21 protein-coding genes are annotated in these 25,617 nt (G+C 47.9%); 15 read left to right on the top strand and 6 right to left on the bottom strand.

Translation table 11 applies throughout. The annotated features are described in order from the left end of the window. Positions 1–35: 35 nt before the first annotated feature. The 3 genes from pepN (at position 36) to B0475_RS02460 (ending at position 3,950) form a co-directional block, all read left to right on the top strand. Positions 36–2,666, top strand: coding sequence for an aminopeptidase N (gene pepN, locus B0475_RS02450; RefSeq protein WP_077409818.1), 2,631 nt, complete (start codon positions 36–38; stop codon positions 2,664–2,666). A 99-nt stretch (positions 2,667–2,765) separates the two neighbouring features. Continuing rightward, complete coding sequence (locus B0475_RS02455; protein WP_077409819.1) at positions 2,766–3,677, top strand: hydrogen peroxide-inducible genes activator; 912 nt, start codon at positions 2,766–2,768, stop codon at positions 3,675–3,677. A 69-nt stretch (positions 3,678–3,746) separates the two neighbouring features. Further along, a complete protein-coding gene (locus B0475_RS02460; protein ID WP_077409820.1) occupies positions 3,747–3,950 on the top strand; it encodes a CsbD family protein in 204 nt (67 codons plus the stop codon). Positions 3,951–4,004: 54 nt separating this feature from the next. On the opposite strand, the gene B0475_RS02465 is transcribed toward B0475_RS02460, so the two are convergent. The 4 genes from B0475_RS02465 to rluD all read right to left on the bottom strand — a co-directional run bounded on the left by B0475_RS02465 (position 4,005) and on the right by rluD (position 10,057). Then, positions 4,005–5,051, bottom strand: a complete 1,047-nt coding sequence (locus B0475_RS02465) for an efflux RND transporter periplasmic adaptor subunit (RefSeq protein WP_157892649.1) — start codon at positions 5,049–5,051, stop codon at positions 4,005–4,007. Then, positions 5,038–8,121 carry an efflux RND transporter permease subunit gene (locus B0475_RS02470; protein ID WP_077409822.1) on the bottom strand — a complete coding sequence of 1,028 codons (3,084 nt, stop codon included), beginning with the start codon at positions 8,119–8,121 and terminating at the stop codon, positions 5,038–5,040. Before B0475_RS02470 ends, B0475_RS02465 begins: the two co-directional genes overlap by 14 nt. A 69-nt stretch (positions 8,122–8,190) precedes the next feature. Then, the gene (pgeF, locus tag B0475_RS02475) at positions 8,191–8,913 is read right to left on the bottom strand and encodes a peptidoglycan editing factor PgeF (protein ID WP_077409823.1); all 723 of its coding nucleotides are present in this window, start codon (positions 8,911–8,913) and stop codon (positions 8,191–8,193) included. Positions 8,914–9,058: 145 nt separating this feature from the next. Next, on the bottom strand, positions 9,059–10,057 hold the full coding sequence (rluD, locus tag B0475_RS02480) for a 23S rRNA pseudouridine(1911/1915/1917) synthase RluD (RefSeq protein WP_077409824.1): 999 nt from the start codon (positions 10,055–10,057) through the stop codon (positions 9,059–9,061). A 121-nt stretch (positions 10,058–10,178) separates the two neighbouring features. On the opposite strand from rluD, the gene B0475_RS02485 reads away from it, so the two are divergent. The 11 genes from B0475_RS02485 (at position 10,179) to B0475_RS02535 (ending at position 18,240) form a co-directional block, all read left to right on the top strand. Beyond that, complete coding sequence (locus tag B0475_RS02485; RefSeq protein WP_077409825.1) at positions 10,179–11,015, top strand: outer membrane protein assembly factor BamD; 837 nt, start codon at positions 10,179–10,181, stop codon at positions 11,013–11,015. 76 nt (positions 11,016–11,091) lie between these two features. Next, entirely contained in the window at positions 11,092–11,682 is a 591-nt protein-coding gene (locus B0475_RS02490) for a YhgN family NAAT transporter (RefSeq protein WP_077409826.1), read from the top strand. Positions 11,683–11,847: 165 nt separating this feature from the next. After that, positions 11,848–12,666 carry a Rossmann-like and DUF2520 domain-containing protein gene (locus B0475_RS02495; protein WP_077409827.1) on the top strand — a complete coding sequence of 273 codons (819 nt, stop codon included), beginning with the start codon at positions 11,848–11,850 and terminating at the stop codon, positions 12,664–12,666. After that, complete coding sequence (panB, locus tag B0475_RS02500) at positions 12,663–13,451, top strand: 3-methyl-2-oxobutanoate hydroxymethyltransferase (RefSeq protein WP_077409828.1); 789 nt, start codon at positions 12,663–12,665, stop codon at positions 13,449–13,451. Before B0475_RS02495 ends, panB begins: the two co-directional genes overlap by 4 nt. Then, positions 13,451–14,221, top strand: coding sequence for a pantoate--beta-alanine ligase (gene panC / locus B0475_RS02505; RefSeq protein WP_077409829.1), 771 nt, complete (start codon positions 13,451–13,453; stop codon positions 14,219–14,221). The genes panB and panC overlap by 1 nt, the downstream gene beginning before the upstream one ends. Then, positions 14,218–14,748, top strand: a complete 531-nt coding sequence (locus B0475_RS02510; protein ID WP_077409830.1) for a flavoprotein — start codon at positions 14,218–14,220, stop codon at positions 14,746–14,748. Before panC ends, B0475_RS02510 begins: the two co-directional genes overlap by 4 nt. Then, positions 14,745–15,410 carry a phosphopantothenoylcysteine decarboxylase domain-containing protein gene (locus tag B0475_RS02515; protein WP_077409831.1) on the top strand — a complete coding sequence of 222 codons (666 nt, stop codon included), beginning with the start codon at positions 14,745–14,747 and terminating at the stop codon, positions 15,408–15,410. The genes B0475_RS02510 and B0475_RS02515 overlap by 4 nt, the downstream gene beginning before the upstream one ends. Then, positions 15,407–16,189 (top strand): type III pantothenate kinase, encoded by a 783-nt coding sequence (locus B0475_RS02520; RefSeq protein ID WP_077409832.1) that lies wholly within the window; start codon positions 15,407–15,409, stop codon positions 16,187–16,189. Before B0475_RS02515 ends, B0475_RS02520 begins: the two co-directional genes overlap by 4 nt. Beyond that, positions 16,186–16,578 carry an aspartate 1-decarboxylase gene (gene panD, locus B0475_RS02525; protein ID WP_077409833.1) on the top strand — a complete coding sequence of 131 codons (393 nt, stop codon included), beginning with the start codon at positions 16,186–16,188 and terminating at the stop codon, positions 16,576–16,578. Before B0475_RS02520 ends, panD begins: the two co-directional genes overlap by 4 nt. A gap of 271 nt (positions 16,579–16,849) precedes the next feature. After that, on the top strand, positions 16,850–17,173 hold the full coding sequence (locus B0475_RS02530; RefSeq protein ID WP_157892650.1) for a hypothetical protein: 324 nt from the start codon (positions 16,850–16,852) through the stop codon (positions 17,171–17,173). A gap of 74 nt (positions 17,174–17,247) precedes the next feature. Beyond that, on the top strand, positions 17,248–18,240 hold the full coding sequence (locus tag B0475_RS02535; RefSeq protein WP_077409835.1) for a branched-chain amino acid aminotransferase: 993 nt from the start codon (positions 17,248–17,250) through the stop codon (positions 18,238–18,240). Here the strand turns inward: B0475_RS02535 and B0475_RS02540 are convergent, their stop codons facing one another. Beyond that, positions 18,241–20,454, bottom strand: coding sequence for a diguanylate cyclase (locus B0475_RS02540; RefSeq protein ID WP_077409836.1), 2,214 nt, complete (start codon positions 20,452–20,454; stop codon positions 18,241–18,243). Between the two features lie 254 nt (positions 20,455–20,708). Beyond that, on the bottom strand, positions 20,709–21,203 hold the full coding sequence (locus B0475_RS02545) for a c-type cytochrome (protein ID WP_077409837.1): 495 nt from the start codon (positions 21,201–21,203) through the stop codon (positions 20,709–20,711). A gap of 67 nt (positions 21,204–21,270) precedes the next feature. Between B0475_RS02545 and B0475_RS02550 the strand changes: the two genes are divergently transcribed. Then, positions 21,271–25,164 carry a DEAD/DEAH box helicase gene (locus B0475_RS02550; protein WP_077409838.1) on the top strand — a complete coding sequence of 1,298 codons (3,894 nt, stop codon included), beginning with the start codon at positions 21,271–21,273 and terminating at the stop codon, positions 25,162–25,164. Positions 25,165–25,617 lie beyond the last annotated feature (453 nt).

Genomic DNA, 25,617 nt, shown 5'->3' on the forward strand with positions numbered 1-25,617 from the left:
AGCCTGGCACACCGCATAACCCAATGAACTGAATTATGAATCCCTCAAAACAAGTCATCTACAGAAAAGATTATCAACCCCCACATTATTGGGTTCGTTCAGTGGACCTTGCCTTTCTGGTCAATCAGCAGGACACCATAGTCAAAGCCAGGATGGTGTTCGAACAAAATCATGAGGCCAGCGGCAATGATTTATTCCTCAATGGCGTTGATTTGGATTTAATCCACCTGGCAATTGATGGAACAGAGTTACCAGAAAAAGCCTATGAAAAGACCAATCAAGGCATACTGCTGACAGATTTGCCTGCAGATTTCACCCTGACCACCGAGGTCAGGATTTTCCCGGCCAGTAACACGGCACTGGAAGGCTTGTATCAGTCTGGTGCTTTTTTTCTGACTCAATGTGAAGCAGAAGGGTTTCGAAAAATCACCTACTATCCAGATCGTCCAGATGTATTGGCACCATTCACAGTGACCATCATTGCGGATAAGGAGAAGTACCCTGTACTGCTGTCCAATGGTAATCAGATCAGTTCAGGTGACCTGGCGGATGGCAGACACTATACCAAATGGTTGGATCCACATCCCAAACCCAGTTATCTGTTTGCTCTGGTGGCAGGTACACTGGCTCACATTGAACAATCATTCACCACTTCAGAAGGCCGTGAAGTTGCACTGCGGATATTTACAGAAAAAAACAACATCGATGCCTGTGATTTTGCCATGCAATCATTGATCAATTCAATGCGCTGGGATGAAGAACGTTTTGGTTTGGCTTACGATCTGGATGAATACAACATTGTGGCAACAGATGATTTCAACATGGGTGCCATGGAAAACAAAGGCCTCAATATTTTTAATACCAAATATGTGTTGGCCAAACAGGACACGGCAACCGATCAGGATTTCATCAACGTTGAAGCCGTGATCGGTCATGAATACTTTCATAACTGGACTGGAAACAGGGTGACTTGCAGGGATTGGTTTCAGTTATCTCTCAAAGAGGGGTTAACGGTTTTTCGTGATCAGGAATTCACAGCTGACTTGCAATCACGGGCAGTTAAGCGAATTGAGGATGTGCGTTATTTGCGGGCTGCTCAGTTTGCTGAAGATGCTTCGCCTATGTCACATTCGGTGCGCCCGGATTCATACATGGAAATCAACAACTTTTATACCTTGACGGTATACGAAAAAGGCGCTGAAGTGGTGAGGTTGTACCACACTTTGTTGGGTGAGGAAGGGTTTCAGAAGGGCATGCAACTTTATTTCAAAAGACATGACGGATCAGCGGCCAGTTGTAATGATTTTCGCAGAGCCATGGCTGATGCCAATGACGTCGATTTACAGCAGTTTGAGTTGTGGTATTCACAAAATGGAACCCCACAAGTATACGTGAATGAAATTTATGATGCCAAAGCCAAAACCCATAGCATAGAGTTCCGACAGCTGGCACCACCCAATCATCAGGGTGATGGGCCATGGCAAGCCATGCACATTCCGGTCAAACTGGCTTTGTATGATCCATCTGGCCAGCCATTGAGTCTGAATGAGCAGGGTGATGAACAGTTGATTTACGAATTACGGGAAGCGCAGCAAATCCTGGTGATCAGAGGTGTTGAACAAGAACCGGTATCGTCCTTGTTGCAGTCTTTTTCGGCGCCGGTGATGTTGTTCAGACAGATCACGCCACAACAACTGGCCTTTCTCATGAAGCATGATCGTGATGAGTTCAATCGATGGGATGCGGCGCATCAGATGCAGGCTCAGATCATCATGGCCAGGTATAAGGCGATGTTGCAGGAAAAGAGCTATTCATGTCCGGATTATTTTCTCGAGTCATTCAGGCATTTGTTGCTCGATCAGCACAGTGATCCTGCGCTGATTGCTGAGGCACTGACCCTACCCTCATTGAAATCAATGACCAATCAGCTCAAAGATGTGAACATCCTGTTGCTGCATGAAGCCAAAGAATGGTTAGTTAAACACATTGTTCAATCCCTTGAAGTTGAGCTACTGTCTGTTTATAACCAAAATTTCAGCACCGAACCTTACGCTGTCAATTCCACCCAGGTGGCCAAAAGGTCCCTGAAAAATCGTTGTTTGTGGTACCTGATGCAAGGTGGTAAAAAAGACATGGCCAGGCTGGCCATGGAACAGTATCATCAGGCCAACAATTATACCGATCGGATGACAGCTTTGACCCTGATCACCCATCAACAGGTTCCGGGTTTTGAAGACTTATTGGGTGAATACTTTACCGAATGGCAGAACAATGCCCTGGTGATCAATAAGTGGTTGTCTGTACAAGCCACCATTCCATCAGAAGATACGCTTCATCGTGTCAAACAGTTGATGGAGTTACCTGTCTTTTCATTGAAAAACCCCAATGCCGTACGCAGTTTAATTGGGGCATTCTGTGGTGCCAATGTCACCCGGTTTCATGCCAGTGATGGATCCGGGTATCAATTCCTGGCTGATCAGGTCATTGCCCTGGATCAGTTGAATCCACAAATCGCAGCCAGGTTGGTGAGCTTGTTCAATGATTTCAAGCAATTTCATAGTGAAACCCAGGAAGCGATGCGTGAAGCCATGCAACGGATCCATTCAGTACAGGGGTTGTCGGCCAATGTGTTTGAAATTGTAAATAAAGCTTTGAATCAAGCCTGAGAAGACAATGTGATCATGACTTGTTTGTGGCTGTAAGTGGTTGCTTAATCCAAAATACGGGATAAAATAAGCATAATATTCCAATTAATAAATCATTGTATGCACTTTCCTACCATCAAACAGCTTCGATATTTCAATGCCCTGGTTGAGCACAACCATTTTGGTAAAGCCGCTGAAAGTTGTTTTGTTTCACAATCAGCCTTCAGTGTGGCCATCAAAGAACTGGAAAATTCGCTTGGTGGCCAGCTGGTTGACCGCACCAATAAAAACGTCACCGTGAGTAATCTGGGACGAGAAATCTATCAGCAGTCACAGGTTGTAATGTCAGAAATGAAAAAACTGGTGGACATGGCTCATGGTAACCTGTCTCCACTGTCCGGTCAGTTGTCAGTGGGCATGATACCTACCATAGGTCCATTTGTTATGCCCGAGTTACTGCCATACCTGAACACGCATTATCCGCAACTGGACCTGGAGATTCATGAAGGCAAATCATCAGACATTTATGATCAGTTGATGCGCGGTCAACTCGATGTTATTTTGCTGGCATTGCCTTATGAAATGCGCAGTGTGGAAACCCTGACACTCTTCAAGGATAAATTCCGCCTGATCAGTTCAGTTGGAAACCAATGGCTCAAAGGCCGGACATTTAATATTGAAGATGTTGGTGATGGATCGGTGCTTTTACTCGACGATGGTCATTGCTTAAGGGATCATGCCATCAGTGCCTGCCACATCAAAAACGTCGACAAAGTCAGTCATTTTACGGCCAGCAGTTTGTTGACCCTGGTGGAAATGGTCAAGCAGGACCTGGGTGTCAGTTTCATTCCTGAAATGGCCTTGAAGCTGCCGCTTTTCAGCAATGATGAAATACAAGTGGATGCGTTGGAGTTTGATGCTTATCGGGAAATCGGTCTGGCCTGGAGAAAAGGCAGCATGCGCAGCAAAGAATTTGCCATGCTTGGTGACTGTTTGATGGCTTCGATTTCAGATAAAATCAAATTGTATTAACATCTGTTCCACGGAAACTTCATGAGGTCTTGATATAATTATCAGCTCTTTATTTTTGGAGAATAAATCATGAACTGGGACAGAATTGAAGGCCAATGGGAACAATTCAAAGCAGATGCCCGCATTGAATGGGGGCAATTCACTGATGATGAATTGGAAGTGATCGCCGGAAAAAAAGACAAACTGGCAGGTATGATCCAGGAAAAATACGGCCTCGGTAAGGACAAAGCCGAACAGGCTGTTGAGGAGTGGAAGGAAAAGCTCACCAGTTGATTCAACGGCAAAGGTTGGCCAAATCATAAACCACCGCAATCGCGGTGGTTTATTTCATTCTAAGATGATGACATTTTGTTGGTCACGCAACCGCTCATTACCCCTTGTGACCACCAGGTCTCCAGGCTCGACGGCACCAGTTACGGTAATCAAGTCACCTTCTGCCAAGCCTGTCGATACAGCAATTTTGATGGCTGCGTTGTCCCTGATGATAAAAATGTGTGCACCTTGCCTGCGGAGCACCAGTGCGTCTCTCGGCACAGCGGTGACTGTTTGTGGCAAACTTTCAGGTACTTTCAGTTGAATGGGCTCGCCTGGTAACAATTGGTCTGAATGATCTTTCAGGTGAACCTGAATTTGTCTGCTGTCAGAAGTGGCTGCGGGAATGAATCGTTCAACAGTTGCCTGATAAGTCTTACCCCGGCTGTCCACGTATTGCCATTGATTACCAATCTGGATGACTTCTTTCATTTTGAAAGGCAGCTGGGCAATGATCTCAAGGTCATCTGAGGACATGATTTCGAGTAAATTCTGTCCTGCATTCAGGTACTGCCCTGGTTGGGCAATTTGTTGGGTCACGAAGCCATTAAATGGCGCTTTGGGAGTGAGTTTACTGATGTCATTCTGTAGCTGTTCCAGGCGGGACCTGGCTTGATTGAGGTCAGCTTTGGCGGTTTTCAGATCAGCATTGTTTTTATCCAGGGCGGTGCCTGAAGTCAGATTTTTGGTTTCCAATGATTGCAGACGAACAGCCTCAGACTGCAAAAACTCCACTTGTGCCAGTTGACTGTCAATGGCACCCTTCAGCTCAGCCACACGCAGGGCATACTCTTCATCTGCGATCAGTCCGAGGGGTTCGCCGGCGTTGACAATCTGACCCACATTGGCGATTTCAATCACCCGACCGCTTGATTCGGCTTGAATGGTGGTGATGAATCTGGCTTTTGAGTAAGCGGCCACCAATCGGGTAGGGGCCATTTCCATTGCCACGACCTCTGTGACTTGTACCGTGGCAGGCGGTGGCCCCTGTTGAGCATGCAGAGAAGCGACAGCGAACAAGAAAAAGAGGGACATCCATATGTTATTTTTAAACGGTTGCACGGTTTGGCTCCTGTTGATTTTTTCCGGTGATTTTCAATAAGCTGGGTAACAACACCAGGGTAAAAAGAGTGCTGACCAGCATACCGCCGACAATCACTGAAGCCAGGCCCCGGTAAAGTTCAGTCCCGGCGCCAGGCATGATCAGTAATGGCAGCATTCCAAAGATACTGGTGAAGGTGCTCATGAATATGGGTCTGAGTCTGAGTCTGACGGCATTCGAGACAGCTTCCTGTGTGCTCATGCCAGATCGTTCTGCATCACGGGCCCTGAGAACCAGCAAGATGGCATTGTTCACCACCAGTCCAAGGAGGATGACGAAGCCAATCATGGTCAATAAATCCATGGATTGGCTGGATTCGCCAAAGGTTCGTAAAGTCCAATCCAGCGTGCGCAGACCCAGGATGCCGCCAATGGTGGCCATGGGTAAAGTGGTCACCACCAGTAGAGCGTCTTTAAAAGACTGAAACATCGCGCTGATCAGCAGGTACAGAATCACAATGGCCAGCAAGAATGAACCTGATAAACTTGAGAGTGCTGAATCCAATGCTTCGGCAGTGCCCCGGTAGGACACACTGCTGCCGCCTGGTAAGCGATCCAGGATGAAAGGAGTCAGTTCTTTTTTCAGCAGAGCAATGGCTGTTTCCAATGGCATATCACCTGGTGGGGTGACTTGTAAAGTCAATGTTCTGGCCCGGTCAACCCGCAGTATTTGTGTGGGCCCGGCAGTGCGTTCGATAAAGGTTAATTCATCCAGTGGCACCACATCACCATTGGCGGTGTATAAAGGTGTGGCAGAAAGTTCTTCGGGGGTGCTCCAGTGATCTGCTCTAAGGATGACGTTCATGCGTTTGTTGCCATCAAAATATTCGCCGACAAAAGCACCTGTTCCCAATGACCTGAGAACAGTGTTCAATTGGTTGCGAGACCAACCAGCCTCGGCAATGGCCCGGTCGTTGGGTTTGATGTTGATTTCCGGGGCACCCAGTTCAAGGCCGGGTGTGGTGTTTAAGCGAACTTGCGGGATCAACTCCTGGACCTTGTCATAGGCTTCCTGGCCCACTGTGAGTAATTGATTGAAGTCATCGGTTTGAATGTCAACATTGATACTGCGACCGGTTCTGGAACCGCCACCAAAGACCCCTCTACGGCCAGCAAACCCCCGGGCATCGGGGATCCCTGTGAGTATTTGTGAATTAACAATCCTCAGCATGTTGTCCACTTCATCTGGGTCTTCCATACGGAAACCCATAAAACCACCGCCACCAAAGACGCCAAAGAAAAAACTTTCAATCTTGGGCGACTGGGTTCCGTCATAATAGGGTTTCAGTCGCTCAGCGATGACCCCGGCCAATTCATCTCTGGCCACGGCATATGACATTCCGGGTGGCGCCTGTATGCCGCCGAAGCTGAAGTTTCTTTTCCCCTCCGGTAAATAATCAGCCGGAGGGCGCAGAAAGTAAGCCAGCGTGAGTGGAACAATGACCAATCCGGCTATCCAGCTGATTTGTCGGATTCGGGTTTGGGTCAGGCGGTCAAGAAAATTGGTGATGGTGCGCCACAATGTGGTGTGCTTGTCATCGAAGTCATTGCGATGGATCAGTTTCACCGTGGCAGCAGGCAACACAGTGATGGCCACCAGGAGGGAAAAAATAACAGAGATTGAAATGGTCAATGCCAGGTCGGTAAATAGCTGACCAGCCTCGTCTTTGAGAAACACCACAGGTAGGAAAATAGCCACAGTGGTGGCCGTAGATGCCAGTAATGCACCCCAAACCTGCTGAGAGCCAATGCGAGCCGCTTCGTTGGCTGACTTACCCATCTCCCGATGTCTGACGATGTTTTCAAGTACCACAATAGCAGCATCCAAAACCATTCCAGTGGCAAACGCCAGACCTGCCAATGAGATGATGTTCAGGGTGCGGCCAAATACATCCAGCATGATAAAAGCACCCATCAAACAGATTGGAATGGCCACTGCAACAATCAGTGCCGGGGTTTTTTTACGCAGGAATGCCCAGAGTATAAAGACAGCCAGCAACATGCCCAGTATCAGGTTGTTTCGTACCATATCAACCGATCCATTGGTGTAAATGGATTCATCATAGACCTGGGTGATGTTCAGCCCGGCAGGTTTGAGCACGGTTTCCTCGACTTCGGCCACCCTGGATTTGATGTCTGCCATCAAATCCAGCAGGTTGACACCGGCTTCAGGAATGATGTTGGCTGCAATGGACGGGCCGCCATTTTGTAGTATGAGTCCGCCTGGGTCCTGCAAACGCACATCGATGTCGGCGATGTCTTTCAGGTAGATGGGCAGACCGTCGCGCCAGTCAATCACATAATCTGCCAAAGCCTGGTAATCGTATTTACTTTCAAAACGCATGGTGTATTTACGTTTGCCCACGTCTTTGGTACCCATCGAGGTGTTGCTGAAGTTGCCTCCAACTGCACCAAGCCTGGTCAAATCAACGCCCAGTGCAGCGGCCTGATAAGGGTCATAACTGATTCTGACTTCATAGGCCCGACCGCCAAAAGCATTGGCAGAAGACACCCCGTTGATTTGCTCAAATTTGGGCAGCACGCTGTCATTGATAAAATCCTGGTAGGTCACGATGTCACGGCTGTTATCCGCATTTGGACGAATGGCAAACCAGGCAATGACCTTGCTGAAATTATTGCCTCCGATCTGCAGGGTGGGTTCGTTGGCGTCAACCGGGTATGCGGGCACCTGATTGAGGCGGTTGATGACTTCAATCAAAGACCTTTGCATGTCAACATCCGCATCAAACTCCATGTCAATGCTCGCAGATGAATAGCTGGCTGTGGCAGCCATGCGTTCAACTCCAGGCATGCCTCTGAAGACATTTTCCTGGAGCTCAAGAATTTCAGATTCTACTTCTTCGGGAGCAGCGCCGGGCCAGGTGGTGGTGATGTTGATGGTGGGTCTTTCGACATTCGGTGCCATTTGTACCGGAAGCCGGTTGAGACTGATGGCGCCGAAGATCATGACCAGAATAATGGCGACCATCACAGCAACGCGGTTAGACAAAGAAGCTTCAGTCAGTTTCACAGGTACGCTCAGGATCAAATAAGGCGTCTAATTTTAACAATTGGCCTGTGGCATTGTTTGTGCCGAAAGTCATAGCGGCTGATTGTTTGGTTTGAGCCAGATCAGACTGGCCATTCGCTGTGGAGTATTGTCCCGACGCCATGAATACAGCTGATCATCGGAGTATGTGCAACGTCCATCCTGATCAATCAAACTGATGCCCAGGGCATTTAGCTGGCGGATGGCCATGATTGGCAAGCTGGCATAACAATGATCATTCTGCACTGGGGTGAATGCCGAGGATGCATCCGGATGAGTCTTTAAATAATTTTTCATGAATGCCCCGTCAACTTCATAGTTGGGTTGTTGAATGCAGGGTCCCAGCCAAGCCAAAACTTCGGCTCTGGGTTGAATGGTTTTGATCAATTGTTGCAGTATACCCGCATAAAGGCTTCGCCAGCCACAGTGCACTGCAGCCACAAAAGAGCCGGCTTCATCGGTCAACAAAACAGGCAAGCAATCAGCAGTCATGATCGCACAGATGATGCCGGGTTGACGGGTAAAACAGGCGTCTGCAGTCTGGACAAAATGAGCCTGGGGCGGGTGCATGTATTCAACCACCTCCGCACCATGTACCTGCTGTAGAAAAAACACCGGTTGAGGCAATTCAATGTCAACAGCCGACAACAACGGTCTGATGTCCTGATTGGATGATGGATGCGCGTCAAAATCCAACGTCTGGGCGCTTCGCCGGGTGGTTTGAATGGCGTTAACCACTGAAGGTCGGTGCCACTGAGTGATGGGGTGAGTCATAAAAAAGAAGGGTCAATCGAATTAAATATGTGGAAGAGGGAGTAAAGCCACAAGTATCTAGGAATTGAGTAATTGACCCCTTAGATAATCTTTCCAATGAATTTATAATACCCAAAAATGCGAGCAAATGCTCATATTTTTTCTTTTATTCAACATATTCCACTTCAAAATCATCATAATCAGCTGATTTTTGATCTAAAAATTGCAAATCATCCAAAAGTTGACACAAATCGTCAGGTAAATTAGCTTTTGCTGATATGTGCTGGGTTGTTATCGGGTGCACAAACTCAAGCTTTTCCGCATGCAGAGCCTGTCGGGGAAATGCCCTGATGATGGTTTTTAATTCGTTATCAACTTGTGGGTCCACGCGTTTGGGGTTGCCATACAGTGGGTCACCGACCAGGGGGTGGCCCAGGTGATGCATGTGTACCCTGATTTGATGGGTTCTTCCGGTTTCCAGATTCACCTGTAAGCTGGTGTAATGGTCAAAAACCTCCAGCGGCTCATAATGAGTAACGGCTGTTTTACCGTTCATGACCACCGCCATTTTGATGCGTTGGGTTTTGTGCCTGCCCATTTGGTTTTCAATGCGACCCGGCTGGCTGATGATGCCCCTGACAACACAAAAATACTGTCGTTCAATGTCGTGGGTCTTCAGCATTTCGATGAGTTGTAGCTGGCAGGCAGGTGTTTTTGCAACCACCATCAGCCCTGAGGTGTCTTTGTCCAGGCGATGCACAATGCCGGCTCTGGGCAGCATGGATTGCGCATTACTCAATGCCAGTAAGCCATTGAGGAGCGTGCCATCCGGATTGCCGCTACCGGGATGGACCACCAAACCTGCTGGTTTATTGACGATTAACAAGTGGTCGTCTTCATAACAGATGTCCAGATCCATTTTTTCAGGCAGGTCTTCCACTGCTTGGTGTAGCTCGATATTCAGATCGATGACTTCAAAGCCTTTCAAAAGGGTTTTGCTTTTGGTATTATGGCCGTTGATTTTGACATCACCTTGTTTGATCCATTGCTGAATGGTGGCTCTGGAGTGATCAGGGAAATGTTGAGTCAGATATTGATCGATGCGCAGGCCACTGTGTTCAGCAGTGACATTTAATTGTTGAATGATGTGATTGTCCTGTGTCATGGGTGTATTTTACCTTGAGCCTTAATAATCTGGGTGATTTAACTGAAAATTACACAGCTAAAGGTTATGGTAGCGGATTTTTTATTGAGCAGTTGTTGCTGGTCAATGCAGGGGAACAGACATGTTGCTAACTCATAAATCACAATTGATTAATACCGCTTTGGTGTTGTTATTTTCTGTGCTGATGCTACAGGGTTGTGGCAAGAAGGACGAAGTCAGGGAAGTGGAAGTCACAAGACTCTCTGCCCTGGAAATGTATCTGGCAGCCAAACGTGCACTTGACGCCGGTGTGTGGTCTACAGCGGCAGATAAATACCGGGCATTGCGGTCACATTATCCATTTGGGCATTACACTGAGCAGGGGTACCTGGAGTTGGCTTATGCACAGTACAAGCTTTATCAGATGGAACAGGCAGTGTCGACGGTTGACCGGTTCATCAAAAATTATCCGGCCCACAAAAACCTGGATTATGCATATTATCTGAAAGGCCTGATTTATTTTGACAGTGACCGTGGATTGATGCAGCGCATTAACCCTGACCGGTCGGCAGACCGGAATCAGGACAACATCCGCAATGCTTTTACTTCGTTCAAAAATTTCATTGAACGTTATCCAGAAAGTTCATATGCTCCGGACGCCCGTAAACGGATGGTTTATCTGAAGAATCAATTGGCGGCTTATGAAGTTCAGGTGGCTTCGTATTATTTACGTCGAGGAGCACCGATTGCTGCGGTCAACCGTGCTAAGTTCGTTCTGGAGTCATTCCAGGACACCCCTGCTGTGGCCAACGCCTTGGCCTTGATGGTTGAGTCCTATACCAAACTTGATGAGCCAGAACTGGCTGAACAAAGCAAAGCGATGTTGGCAGCTAATTATCCCAACCACCGGTACCTGGAAGAGGGAGAATTGGACTTAAAAAGTGATGTATTAACATGGAGTGACATCTGGCCGTTTTAACCCAGTCACCAAACTGAACACAACAGGCCAGTTACCGCCAGCGGTGTACTGGCCTTTTTTATAGAGGTATATTCTGATGGATATTTTATCTGCCACCATATTGTTATTTCTGATTCTGGACCCGCTGGGCAACATTCCTATATTTTTGTCGCAGCTGGAGAAAGTTGAACATCGTTTCCGGGTGTTAGTCAGGGAATTATTGCTGGCTTTGGCGATCTTGTTTTTGTTTCTGTTTTTCGGCAAACAAATGCTGGATTTCTTACATCTTGAGCAAGTGTCCGTCTCTTTGGCAGGAGCCATCATTTTGTTCATCATTGCTTTGCGAATGATTTTTCCAGCCAGCAAACAATATGGCGATGAGGAAGAAGCCTCGCAGGAGGCTCCGTTTCTTGTGCCAATGGCCATTCCTTTGGTGGCCGGGCCTTCGATCCTGGCTACTTTAATCTTGCTGGCCAGTAAGCACCCGGATCAGTTTGATGTTTTAGCCATTGCATTGTTCATTGCCTGGTTGTTATCAGCGGTGATTTTGTTATCAGCGACGGCCATGCAAAAATATTTGGGTAAGAACGGAATGATTGCCATCGAAAGGCTGATGGGGATGATTTTAATTGCCATTGCTGTGCAAATGTTTCTGGATGGTATCAGAACATTTTTAGCTTCAGTCTGAACCATTGGGCCGTGAACTGATGCCTGTGGTGTTCATTCACGATACGCATTCACTTGAAATTCAGGTAAACCATCCTATAATGCACTCAGCACTGATTCATTGAGAACAGTGACTTGATAACTCAGGCATTATCTTTGCTGCCTGCATTGAATGAGGACTTGATCTGTGAATCGACAGGTACCTGAAACAATTGCCATTATTGGAAATGGTAAAGTAGCGCGCCATCTGGTCAGATATTGTGACCTGGTAGGCCAACCCCATGTGCAGTGGTTTCGTCACGCTCATCCTGAGGCGCGAGCCTTTGGTCAAAAACCCGCTTCCCGTCTGGCCAGGTTCCGGAATTCTCTGCGGAAGTTGTTCAGCACAACAGCAGTCAAGGATCTTGCCACCACCGTAGCAGCGGTCAAAACGGTATTGATTCTGCTTCCTGATGATCAGATTGAATCGTTCATTACAAGAAACCCGGTTCTGCAACACAAGAACTGCATTCATTTTTCAGGTTCTTTACAAACATCACTGGCTTCAGGTTGTCATCCTTTGATGACTTTTGGTGGTCAACCTTATGACCTGGACCAATACCAAAAAATTCCATTTGTGATCGACCTGGATGTGGATTTTCAGCAATTATTCCCATTGTTCAATAACCCAACTCACGTCATCGACGCAGAACACAAGGTGTTGTACCACGCACTGTGCGTCATGGCTGGTAATTTCAGCCAAACCCTGTGGCGTTTGGTGGGGCAGGAGCTGGCAGGCATGAATTTGCCGGCTGATCTGATGTCCTCCTATCTTAAGCAAAACACCCAAAACTTCATCAATCATCCGGAGACAGCGGCGACAGGCCCCTTTGTGCGTGGTGATCTGCAAACCATTGACAAGCATATTCAAGCCCTGACAGGTCACCCGCTGGGAGAGGTCTATCAGGCATTTTATAAGCTACATCAACAACATAATCCCACCCAACTAAGGAGCCAGTCATCATGATCACCATCAATCACCTGCTGGCCAAACAGAGTGCCGGTGAAAAACTCACCATGCTGACCTGCTATGATTATGCATCAGCCCGTATCATGAGTCAGTCTGACGTGGAAATGATTTTGGTTGGTGATTCTGCGGCGATGGTCATGCATGGTGAGCAATCCACCCTGCCAATCGACGTTGAAACCATGGCCATGCATGTTCGGGCTGTGGCCAAGGGGGCGCCAGGAAAATTCATCATTGGTGACATGCCTTTTTTGTCGTATCGTAAATCACTGGATGAAAACATGCGGGCGGTTGAACTGCTGATGAAAGCCGGTGCTCATGCCATTAAACTGGAAGGCGTGAAAGGCAACGAAGAATTGATCGGACACATTGTTGATTCAGGTGTCCCGGTGATGGGGCATTTGGGTTTAACTCCGCAGTCGGTCAACCAATTTGGTGGATTTAAGGTACAGGGAAAATCAGAAGAGGCACAGCGACAAATCATCAAGGACACACTGACACTTCAGAGGTTGGGTTGTTTTGCTGTGGTACTTGAATGTGTGCCGGATGCGCTGACCAGGGAGCTGGTGTCTCAGACTGATCTGATCACCATAGGTATTGGTGCCGGGCCAGCTGTCGATGGCCAGGTTTTGGTGATGCAGGACATGCTGGGTTATTCTTCTGGTTTCAGCCCTAAGTTTCTGCGCCGTTATCTGAATGCAGAAGCGTTGTTTCTGGATGCCTTCAACGCCTATGCCAAAGACGTCAAATCAGGTGAGTTTCCAGATCAGTCGGAGCTTTACTGATGCAGCGACTCACACAAATCACTGATGTACAAACATACCGTCAGGCCCTGGCCGGTTCGGTGGGTTTTGTGCCAACCATGGGTGCCTTGCATGAGGGGCATGCTTCTTTGGTCAGACAATCGGTTAATGACAACAGTCATACACTGGTCAGTATTTTTGTCAACCCAACACAGTTCGATCAGTCCACTGATCTGGCCGCTTATCCCAACACCCTGGAAACAGATCTGAACACCCTGGAAATGCTGGGTGTGGATGCGGTATTTCTTCCGGATTTCAACAGCATGTATCCCGATGATTATGCCTATCAACTCAGTGAGGACCGGCTCAGCCGGAAATATTGTGGCGCTCATCGACCTGGTCATTTCGACGGGGTGTTGTCAGTGGTGATGAAACTGTTCAACATCACCCAACCGGACAAAGCCTATTTTGGTGAAAAAGATCATCAACAGCTGACTCTGATCAAGGGTCTGGTTGAGGCCTTCTTTGTGCCTGTTGAAGTGGTTTCATGTCCGATCGTCAGAGAGCCCGATGGTTTGGCCATGAGTTCCAGAAACCTGCGGTTATCAGCAGCGCAAAGAAAACTGGCGCCGATGCTTTACCAGGTGCTCAGCCAGGCCACATCGTTGACCGCTAAACACCAGCGCCTAGAAAAATTGGGATTTGACGTTGATTACCTGGAAGTCATGGGAAACCGGTTGTTGGCAGCCGCTTCACTGGGCGAGATCAGGTTAATTGATAATGTGCCTTATCAGCCAGGTGGTGGTGCATGAAAAGGTTGTTACTGATGACCGGCTCAATTGCCTGTGCCAAAGCCACTGGACTCATCTCGGCATGGATCAAACAAGGTGATGAGGTGCAGGTGGTGTGCACACCCGGGACGTTAAATTTTATTGGCCTGGCCACGTTGGAAGGACTGAGTCAACGACCTGTGATGTCCTCAGTATATGAGTCAGGACGTATGATGGATCACATCAATATCAGTCGCTGGGCCGATCAAATTATTTTATGCCCGGCGACAGCCAATGTGATCAATAAGCTGGCTGTTGGTATCGCCGATGATGCGGTCACCACAGTCTGGGTGGCGGCCCACAATTTGGGTAAGCCCTTGCTGATTGTGCCGGCGATGAACACCATGATGTGGACCTATCCGGCGACCCAGGCAGCCGTCAAAACTTTGGGTGATTGGGGGGCGCAAATCATGCCACCTCAGGCTGGAGAGCTGGCCTGCGGAGAACAGGGTGCCGGGCGCATGCCTGAAGTAGAAACCATCCTCAAAACTGTGGAGGAATTATCATGAACATATTGATTACAGCAGGTGGAACCCGCGAATACATTGACGGGGTGCGCTACATTGGCAATTGCAGCAGCGGACAAACCGGAGCGCAGCTGGCCGATCATTTAGATGCTTTAGGTCATCAAGTGACCTGGCTAGGAGCCCGTTGTGCCATTGAACCAGGCTCACCAGTGGCCAAAGCTCATTATGAGACTTTTGATGAGTTATCTCAGCAACTGCAAAGCCTGTTGTCTGAGCAATGCTTTGATTTGGTTTTTCAGGCCGCTGCGGTCAGTGATTTCAAAGTGGCTGCGGTGGTGCTGGATGGCGAGAAGTACGAGGCCGGACGAGGTGTCAAATTACCGACTGCGGATGAAGTTGAGTTGCAACTGACCAAACAACCCAAACTCGTTTCAGCCATCAAGGATTGGTCAGCCAACCCTGACATCACTGTGGTGGCATTCAAACTGACCAACTCCAATGACTCAAAAATCCGTCAGCTGGCCGTGGATAAGTTGCTCAACCAAAGCGCAGCAATTGATTGGGTGGCGCACAATGACCTCAATGAATTTTGCGCGAATGAACATGGATTTTGTTTACATCAGCTTGATCAGGAAGTGACCAGTTGTGCTGATGTAATGGCGATGGCCGATGCGGTGTTGGCCCGGCTGGAGGTGGCGGCATGATCCTTTGTCTCGATATTGGCAACAGCCATATGCATGGAGGGGTGTTTGACAACGATGAATTACAGGTGCAATTTCGCATGGCTTCGAAAACCGGCGCTTCATCGGATGAATATGGCGTTTTTCTGCGCAGTGTGCTGCGGGAAAATGATGTGGATCATCAGGCGATTGAAGCCATTGCCTTGTGCTCGGTGGTTCCTGAGGTGTTGTATCCCATCAACGCCTGTTGTCAGAAATATTTTAATCTGGAGCCATTTATCCTGCAGGCAGGCGTCAGGACTGGTTTGAAGATTGGTTATCGCAATCCCATAGAAGTAGGGGCAGATCGCATCGCCAATGCCATCGCAGTGACACATTTATTTCCCCGTCAGGATGTCATCATCATTGACCTGGGAACCGCCACCACTTTTTGTGCGATCTCAGCCAGTAAAGAATACATGGGTGGAGTGATCATGCCTGGCATGAAAATGTCGATGAAAGCCCTGGAGGCCGGCGCTTCAAAACTTGGCTCAGTTGAAATCATTGAACGCGAAGACGTGCTGGGTAAATCGACCAATGAAAGTATTCAATCTGGATTGTTTTATGGAGCCAGGGGAGCCATGAAAGAGATCATCGCTGGTTTAACAGCCAAATCGTTCAATGGTCAAAAACCATTGATCATTGGCACCGGAGGTTTTACTTCGGTGTTCAGAAACGCTCACATTTTTAATGAAATCATTCCGGATCTGGTGCTCAAAGGCCTGTATCTGGCAGAAAAACTCAATCAGGAGAGAAACCCATGAACTTAACCATGTTGCACAGCAAGATACACCGTGCCACGGTCACTGATGCCAATTTGAATTATGAAGGTTCGGTGTCGATTTGCCCCAAACTGATTGCCGCTGCAGGTTTGCTGATCAATCAGCAAATTGATGTGCTCAATTGTAACAGTGGCTCCAGATTAACCACTTATGTGATTGAAGGCGGTCCGGGTGAAATTTGCTTGAATGGTGCCGCAGCCAGACATAATCAGCCTGGCGATTTGGTGATTCTGGCGGCCTATTGTTCTGTTGAAGCAGAAGAAGCCAAAACCCATCAACCCAATCTGGTATTTGTCGACAGTGACAATAATGTGAGCAGCCTGAAAAAAGCCGAAACCCACCAAAAGGAAAATTTCGAACACGCAGCTTAAGGCTCTGAGACCTGATAAACAAATGCTGAACAATGGGAACAGAAAAAAGTTTGATCAGGTATGAAATGTAAAATCCACAAGGGGGTCACGTGGCGATCAGTGTTATGGACGCTGTTGTTCATGATCCCTTTTTCTGTGGTGCAGGCAGGACGCTGGAAATGCCCGTGCTGCGAAGATAATCAACTGATCGAATTTCACTGAACAGTCTTGTCACCCAACCCCGGTAGATCCGGTTGTTGAAGACCTGGAATACCAGGGTCGCCATGATTTGGTGGTTGTTGCAATGGTTACTGCAAAAGTGCCTTACTTTGAAGGGATTGATGGTCTGCGCATCGACAAGAGACAATACGAGAGCGGCCTCTCTGAGTTAAAAAACCTGGTTTATGAAAGGCGTGACGGGATGACCTGTGAGGATTTTCAGCTTGGAGCAACGAAGGTTTTGAAATATGAAGAATTTAGCTGTGCCTTGATTCATGAGAACAATTTCAACGCCGATGCCGTTTGTTATTTTGGTGGGCATAAAATCGATCGATTGCCCCTCAGGGTGGCCAAAGCCCTCAGCAATCAACTTGCTGTAACGGTACCTTTGCCATGAATCTTGCCCTACAGGCTGTATTCCCGTTGGTGTTTCAGTTAGAATGAGCGACCTCTCAATCAGGCAAATCAATCATGGCAGAATTCGGACAGGCATTCACATCCCAAATGGTGGTTTCATCTTTCGAAAATGATCAATGGTCAACAGCAGATGTAAAGCCCATTGGTCCTTTCAGTTTTCATCCTGCCACCCATGTATTGCATTATTCCAGCACCTGTTTTGAAGGGTTGAAGGCTTATCGTTGGGTTGATGGCAGCATTCACCTGTTTCGCCACCATGATAACATCAGCCGATTGCGGGCTTCAGCGGCATCGCTGTGTTTGCCGGTACCTCCAGCTGAGTTAATTGAGGAGGCCATCATCAATGCGGTTAAGGCTGTGACTGATGAAATACCTGATTTGCCGGGTGCCCTTTACATCAGGCCGACCCTGATTGGAACGGAATTGAACATTGGTGCCGCTGGTCGCGGGTCAAAAAATGCTTTGTTGTATGTTATTACATCGCCAGTAGGTGATTATTTTTCCGGAGGCGTCAGGCCTTTGAAGTTATTGATTGATGATGAAAACATGCGCTCTACACCTAAATTTGGCCAGGTGAAAACCGGTGGAAATTACGCTGCATCATTGGGCTCTGTGACCAGTGCCAGGGCTGAGTATCAGGCAGATCAGGTGTTGTTCTGTCCTGGTGGTCAGGTACAGGAAACCGGTGCTGCCAATTTCATGATTCTCCGGGGTAATGATTTGATTACCAAAAAGCTGGATGGCTCCATTTTGCCAGGTATCACGCGCAACTCCATTCTTAAATTGGGCGCAGATATGGGTTATCAGGTGCATGAAATTGATTTCACTGTCGACGAATTACTGAACTGGTTACCTGATTCTGAAGCATTTCTTTCAGGCACTGCTGCGGTGTTGTCTCCGGTAGGTTCTGTGGTTTACCAGGGTGTGGGACATACCGTTGGCAATGGCGAAGTGGGTGAGCGTTCCATGCAATTGAAACAGGCCCTGACCAGTATTCAACACGGTAAACAGGAAGACCGCTGGCATTGGACCAGCCTGATCGCCTGATCAGGCCTGTTGCTGAATGGCTGAGTGATGAACGCTGAAAACAGTCAGTTGATTGCGGCCGGCATTTTTGGAATGGTATAAAGCCCGGTCAGCTTTCTTAAGTAATGAGCGGGTGGTTTCGTGCATTCTTGAATCAGCCATACCAATGGATGAGGTCAGCACAATGTTGTGTTCAGAGATGTTTTCTTCAGACAAGCTCTGCAGGAAACCATTCATCAGCTGCTCACATCTGTCCAGGCTGTGAGCGGTAAAAACCACCACAAATTCATCCCCACCGATGCGCCCGATGCGGGCAAAAGGCCCGACTTGATCAGACAACAACCGGGCAAACTCGATGATGCATTGATCTCCCGTGTCGTGACCATATTGGTCGTTGATTTGTTTGAGGTTATCAAGATCCACGTAAGCGATGGTGGTCAGTTGTTTGCTGGCCAGTGACTGATCAATGATGCATTCTATGCTGTGCCTGTTGTGGCAATGCGTCATGCTGTCAGAATTGGCTGCAAGGGCCACTTGATACATTTCTCTTGCTTGCAGCAGTTCTGCATATGCACTGTCACAGAATGACAGGATGTCCTTTTGCATGGCCGGTTTCAAGGGATCATCTTTCTTTAGTCCAAGAATAAAAACAATGCCCCGATGCTCATGCTGCCGTAAAGGCACAAACAACATGTGCTTGAGGCCTCCGTGTTGAGTGCTGACGGTCAACTGAACCAGTCCGGCCTTTGCTTCTGGTTGTAAGGCTTTCATTTTCAAAAGTTCCATGTCATGTTGGTTGAAACCAGTTGAACAGATGGGTGTGATTCCATTGTCCTCAATGATAAAAGAGTTTTTGATGGGAAAAGCACGGTTCAGCAACAAATGGAATTTAATGTGGGCTTTTTCAACCAATTCCTTGCTGCTGAGTGTGGCATCTTTAACCACTTCCTGCATGTCATGGTGAAATTGTGCGAGTAACTCATGTTTATGAACTGCATGTGTGGCTTTTTCTGCTTTATGCACGGCCCTGTCACGCTGAATGCGAAATTGCATGGTCCGGTTGGCAATGGCCAGTGCCAGAATTAACCCCTCCACCATGACTGCCCATTCATAGCTGCGAGCCATCCAAGTGAGATCAGGGTGTGGGTGGGTGGCAAAGTAAATCCTCAAGAAAACCGCACCAATCAAAACCACCCATGCCGCCAGCAGATAATCGGCCTGAGGTGTTCTTTTGGTTACTTGCTGAATGATGATGGTCAGCGCCAGCAAGCTGGAAGCCACAATGCTGAGGTTGAACAGGCTGCTGATGAATGGGTAATTTAATGCATCTGTAAAATGAAACTGAATCATCGCCGTGCAGACCAATAAAACCCTGAAGCCCATGCAAACCAGAAGCAGCTTAACCAGCCAGCTTTTGCGATGCTCCAGCTTCATGAAGTGATACAAAAAGGCCACTGCAAAAACATCTGAAATGGCCAGGTAAACCAGCCCGCTGTGTGCGCCCATCAGTGAAATCGCCAGCACAGGTAAGTCATTGATTTTTCCTTCTTGCCACAACAAGGCCCATAAAGTGCTGGCCATATATAAGGAATAGAGCAGGTAAGAACGGTCATGACTGTACAGATAAAAAATCATGTTGACCATCACCAGGGTAAAAATCATACTGTAGATGAAGGTGAAAAGTTCACTGAGTTGTCGGTCATGTTTGATGAATGAGTCTGTTGGCACCAAAGCCACAGACAGTATCCTTGGAACTTCAGACTCAATGACCAGATAATGAATGTGGTTGAGATTTTGTTGATCAATGTTGAACGCAAATTGTTGGCTTGACCAGGCGTTTCTGTTACCTGGATCAATGCGCGACAAGGATTGTTTGTCGCTTAACTGATTGTCATGATTAACTGAGAAGTGCGTAACGGAGCTGATGTATTTAGGTTGCACCACCAGCATGGCTTCACTGGGTGAAAAGTTTTTGTCTTGTAAACTGATGCGTAACAACAGAGCGTTTTGTGTTGGGTCAAACGCCACCAGTTCACCGTCATCCAGTGCTTTAAAATGTAGCTGGCTGAGGTAGTTGGCGTTGTGACGTTCCGGCAGTTCTGTCATCACCTGAGCAACTTGGATATTGGCTTTTTGCTGGCCATCCATATTGAGTTGACAGGCCGTTAGCAGCTGGCAAATGATCGCCAGCACGATAACCCGCATTGATTGAGACGCCAAGGATTTAAAATACATCGCACACACCTCTGACCCTTGTCAGCACACTGAGCAGTGTCATACCTTTCCCCACTTGTTACACATCATTTATGTTACCACAAGTTCAACGCTCCCACAGTATCACGCTTTCACAGGCAGTCTGATGGGATGGAATGATGAAAAATGAAGGTGGATGTGGAGTGATTTATTTAATGGCGAGTGTCAGGTGTCAAATTTTGGGCATAAAAAAGGCGAAACATGGGTTTCGCCTCGGTGATTACTGTGTGTTTTAATTATTCCAGGTGAGCAGCCATGAATTCAACGGTGGCTTTAACCTGATCATCACTCAGGTCAACGCGACCACCTCTGGCGGGCATCATGCCATTTTCACCCATATAACCATTGATGGCGTTGGCAATCACTGCATCCATGCCTTTGTCCAAGCGGCCTTCCCATTCGGCAGCAAGCAGTTTGGGTGCGCCGCCGGCACCACTGGTGTGACAAGCGCCACACACATTGTTATAGATCATTTCACCATCCAGTGATCCTTCGAAAGCCGCCGCCACAACAGCCGGGGCGATTTCCATTACGGCATTGGGGTCAGTGTTCACAGCAGCGACTGGTTTGATGGCGTTCTGAATGGAGCTTCGATCAGCCTGTCCCTGGACATTGGCAACCAATTGGTTTTGCATGGAAAGCCCGATCAAAGCCAAGACAACGGTCATCACAACCAGTGCGCCCAGTAAGATAGAAAAATTTCTAAAAAATATCGAATCTTGATCACTCATGAATTATCCTGTGTTCTGTAAATAAATTTAACCGACGCATTATAATTGCTAACACCCGCTTTGCCAAATGTTTAATCAAGTCATCAGTGATTGGTTTGCCAGCCGGTTCAGGCGTCCTACTCCTATACAGGACGCGGCCTGGAAGCAGATCGATACGGGTGCGGATGTGCTGTTGTCCGCGCCAACCGGTTCCGGCAAAACCCTGGCTGCTTTTCTCAGTGCCATCAATCGCCTGTATGAATCTGCAGCCAACAAAAATACCGGATTGAAAGTCATTTATGTGTCACCACTGAAGGCTTTATCCAATGACATCAATATCAATCTGCAAACGCCAATCAGTGAAATCAATGCCTTGAGCACGGATCAGCTGACCATCTCTTCGGCAGTCTGGACAGGTGATACACCTTCTCATAGCCGGGCTAAAATCAAAAAACAACCACCCCATATTTTGGTCACCACGCCAGAATCTCTGTATAACATCCTGACATCAAGTGCTGGCCGGGCAATGATGGTGGATGTAGAAACCGTGATCATTGATGAAGTGCATGCCCTGGCGCCCAACAAAAGGGGCGCGCATTTGTTGCTGACCCTGATGCGCCTGGAGGCGCTGAATCTTCGGCGACCGCAAAGAATCGCCATTTCCGCTACCCAGCGACCCATTGAAAAAATGCAGCAATACATTTTGCATCCAGAGCATTCAGTAGTGGTTGATCTGGGACATAAAAGGACCATGGATTTATCGCTGCAGTTGCCGAAAAGTCCGTTGACTGCGGTGATGGCCAATGAGCAATGGAGCGAGGTTTATCAACAACTGGCTGAAGTCATTGAAACCCACCGAACCACCCTGGTGTTTGTCAACAACCGTCGGCTGGCCGAACGAGTGGCTAAACATCTGGCTGAACGGGTGGGTGAAGACGCGGTCACGGCACACCATGGGTCTTTGGCCAAAGAACACCGTTTATTGGCTGAACAGGCATTGAAAGCCGGCCAGCTTAAAGCCATCGTGGCCACAGCATCGCTTGAACTGGGAATTGATATCGGCGATGTTGATTTGGTCTGTCAATTGGGTTCGCCTGGCAGTATTCAAGCCTTTTTGCAACGGGTTGGGCGTTCCGGCCATGGCGTTGATCGCACACCCAAAGGGATGTTGTTCCCACTGACCATTGATGATTTACTGGAAGGCACTGCTTTGTTTCAGGCCATTGAGGAAGATCAGCTTGAACTCACTGAGTTTCCCTGTCAGCCGTTGGATGTTTTGGCTCAACAAATAGTGGCTGAAGTTTCGCAGCAAAACTGGTCAGCAAGCCAGCTGTATCATTTATTCAATCAGGCATCCTTATATAAGGACCTGACAGAAGCCCAGTTCTGCCAGGTCGTACAGATGCTGGCCGATGGCTATTCTGGCCGGTCTACTTACCAAAAAGCCCTGGTTTTTTATGATGGGCATGACGGAGAGATTCGACCACGTAAAGCAGCATCACTCACCGCGTTGCTGAATGGTGGCACCATTCCGGATCAGTTTGATTATGATGTACGTCTGATGCCTGAGGATCTGAAAATCGGTACATTGAATGAGGATTTCTCATTTGAGAGTATACCGGGTGACATTTTTCAATTGGGTAACCATTCTTACCGCATCTTAAAAGTCAAAACCGGTACGGTTTTTGTCGAAGATGCCGCTGGCCAACCGCCCAACATTCCTTTTTGGTTTGGGGTGCAGATGTGGCGATCGGATGAATTGAGTCAGGCGGTTTCATTGCTCCGTGTTGCTTTGAACGATCTGTCTGAAGATGCCAGTCTTAATGACATCCGCAAATTGGCTTTGCCCGTGCCGGATACTGCTGCAGAACAGTTGTTGAACTACACCTTAAAAACCAAACAGGTCCTGCCGGTATTCCCTTCCCAATCTGACATTGTGGTGGAACGTTTTTTTGATGGCAATGATGACATGCACCTGGTCATCCATTCGGTCTTTGGTTCACGGGTTAACCGGGCCTGGGGGCTGGCCCTGCGAAAGAAATTTTGCCGGCAGTTCAATTTCGAATTGCAGGCTGCTGCATTGGAGGATGCGCTGATCTTGTCCCTGAGTTCTACCCACAGCTTTGCCCTGGAAAGCATTCAGCAATACCTCAGACCGGATACCGTTAAGGAGGTGTTGATCCAGGCATTACTCGATACTCCGTTCTTTGTCACCCAATGGCGTTGGAATGCGTCAGTGGCATTAGCAGTCAAGCGCCGCAGGGCCGGTCAGCGGGTGCTGCCGCAGTTTCAGCGCAATGAGGCAGAAGACTTGGTGGCGGAGATTTTCCCGGAACAAATTGCCTGTGCAGAAAACATTGCAGGTAACCGGACAGTGCCAGACCATCCATTGGTTGAGCAAACTTTGCGTGATTGTACAGACGGCATCATGGACGTTGGACAGTTGGCGCAGATCCTCAGCCGCATAGAAAAGGGTGGTATTGGCATACATTATGTTGATAGTCATACCCCTTCACCCACATCATTGGCCATAGTCAACGCCAGGAATTATGCCTTTTTGGATGAAGCCCCGGCAGAAGAGCGTCGAACTCTGGCAGTGCAGTCACAAAGATTGGATGAATCGTTTGCGGCCTCTGCCATCAGTGAGTCCGACATTATTGCATTCAATCAGCGCCTTCAGCCTCCGGCACGGGATTCTGATGAGTTGCTGGAATGGGTCTACTACCATGGTGTGGTCTGGCCTGATGAGCAAGTGCCTCATCAACAGGCGCTGGAGCAATTGTTGACTGCAGATAAGATTGCAGAGGTTGAGCTGAAGGGAGTCCGGGTTTTGTATAGCCTGAAACACCAGTCATTGATGCAACTTTGGGCCGGACAACCCGCATCATTGACCATTGATGATTTGGAAATCCTGGTGGCTAATCGGCTGAACATCAGTGGTTTGGTGGCATTCGGAGAATTGCATCAAAGGTTTCCTGTGGCTGCCAGTTTGTTGCAACAGGTGTTGATGCAACTTGAAGTCAAAGGCGTGGCTTTTCAGTTTGGGCAGGATCAATGGATCGAGCGGCACCATTTGGCGCACTTTCGCAGGATGCAACTCACTCAGGCGCGTCGGGCAGTCAGGACCTGGTCTCCAGATGCTTTCCAGGACTTTCTGACTGACTGGCAATTCATCCGTTCCCCCGCGGAAGGGATAGAGGGCTTGCAACGGGTTTTGTATCAATGGCAGGGCTTTGCAGCTGATGCAACAGCCTGGGAAGCTGAAGTGATTAAGCCGAGGGTCAGGGACTACCATGGCATGATGCTGGACATGCTGTGTCAAAGTGGACAGTTCATTTGGAAACGAGCAAAAGCCAGGTTTGTTTCCGGTGATCTCAATCAAATGAGTTTGCAAAAAACTCAGTTTACCTTTTTGCAAAACAGTCTGGCTCATTTGTTCCCAGCCAATGAAGTGGTTTCAATACTGACTCCCAAACCACGCATGGTGTTTGATTTACTCACCGAACGAGGTGCCATGTTCTATCGCGAGATACTGGCTCACACAGAAGTGTTGCCGGTCGAGTTAGAGCAGGTGCTTATTCAATTAATCAAACAAGGTTTGATCGTGGCTGATGGTTATCAGGCATTGCGGGTATTTTCACAGACGCCGGCTGAACGCCGTAAACAATTACTCAAAGCCAAGAGGTTGGCTGGAAACCTGGGTTATCTGGAAATGATGGGTCGGTGGAGCGTGATCACTCAAAAACAGGCCGAAGCCAAAGATTATGTGACGATGATGATCAATCGTTATGGGGTGTTGAGTTATGATTTGTGGCAGCAGGAAGACATGCCCCTGACGTGGCGCCAGGCTGCTTTTGAGCTTCAGCGCATGGAAGCCAGGGGCGAAGTGCTGGCAGGTCGTTTCATTGAACAGATGTCGGGGATGCAATATACCTTGCCTCAGGTGTACCAGAAGATACTGGATAAACAGCCGGTCAAATAGTTCAGCGGCCTCACCAATGCAGAGGCCATCACCAACTTGATATCAATTCAAATGATCAGTTAAGCACGCAAACCCATACATACTGCGTTCTGCACCATGGGTGTTTTGAATGCAGCCAAATTAATTTAACTAATTTGTCACAAAGGGGTTTACAGAACGGAAAGTAGGGCTATAATTCGCATCCTCTTGTACGAGCTGAGACGGAAATCGGCCAGAGAGATCAGGGTCATAAAATTAATTTGAAAGAATTAAAAAAAAGGCTTGCAAAGGAAAGATTATGAGCGATAATACGCAGCCCTCAGAGATGAGGAGACAAGGACGGAAAAGCAAGACGTGGAGTTGATTGAAAAATTACTCAAAAAAAGGCTTGCAAAAGGATTTAAAAAAGCGATAATATCGCACCCTTCCGCACGAAATGTTCGGGAGTTAATTTAAAGCAAATTAAAAAGTAAT

The sequence above is a fragment of the Marinicella sediminis genome (assembly GCF_002000055.1).
In the GTDB taxonomy this organism is placed as follows: domain Bacteria; phylum Pseudomonadota; class Gammaproteobacteria; order Xanthomonadales; family Marinicellaceae; genus Marinicella; species Marinicella sediminis.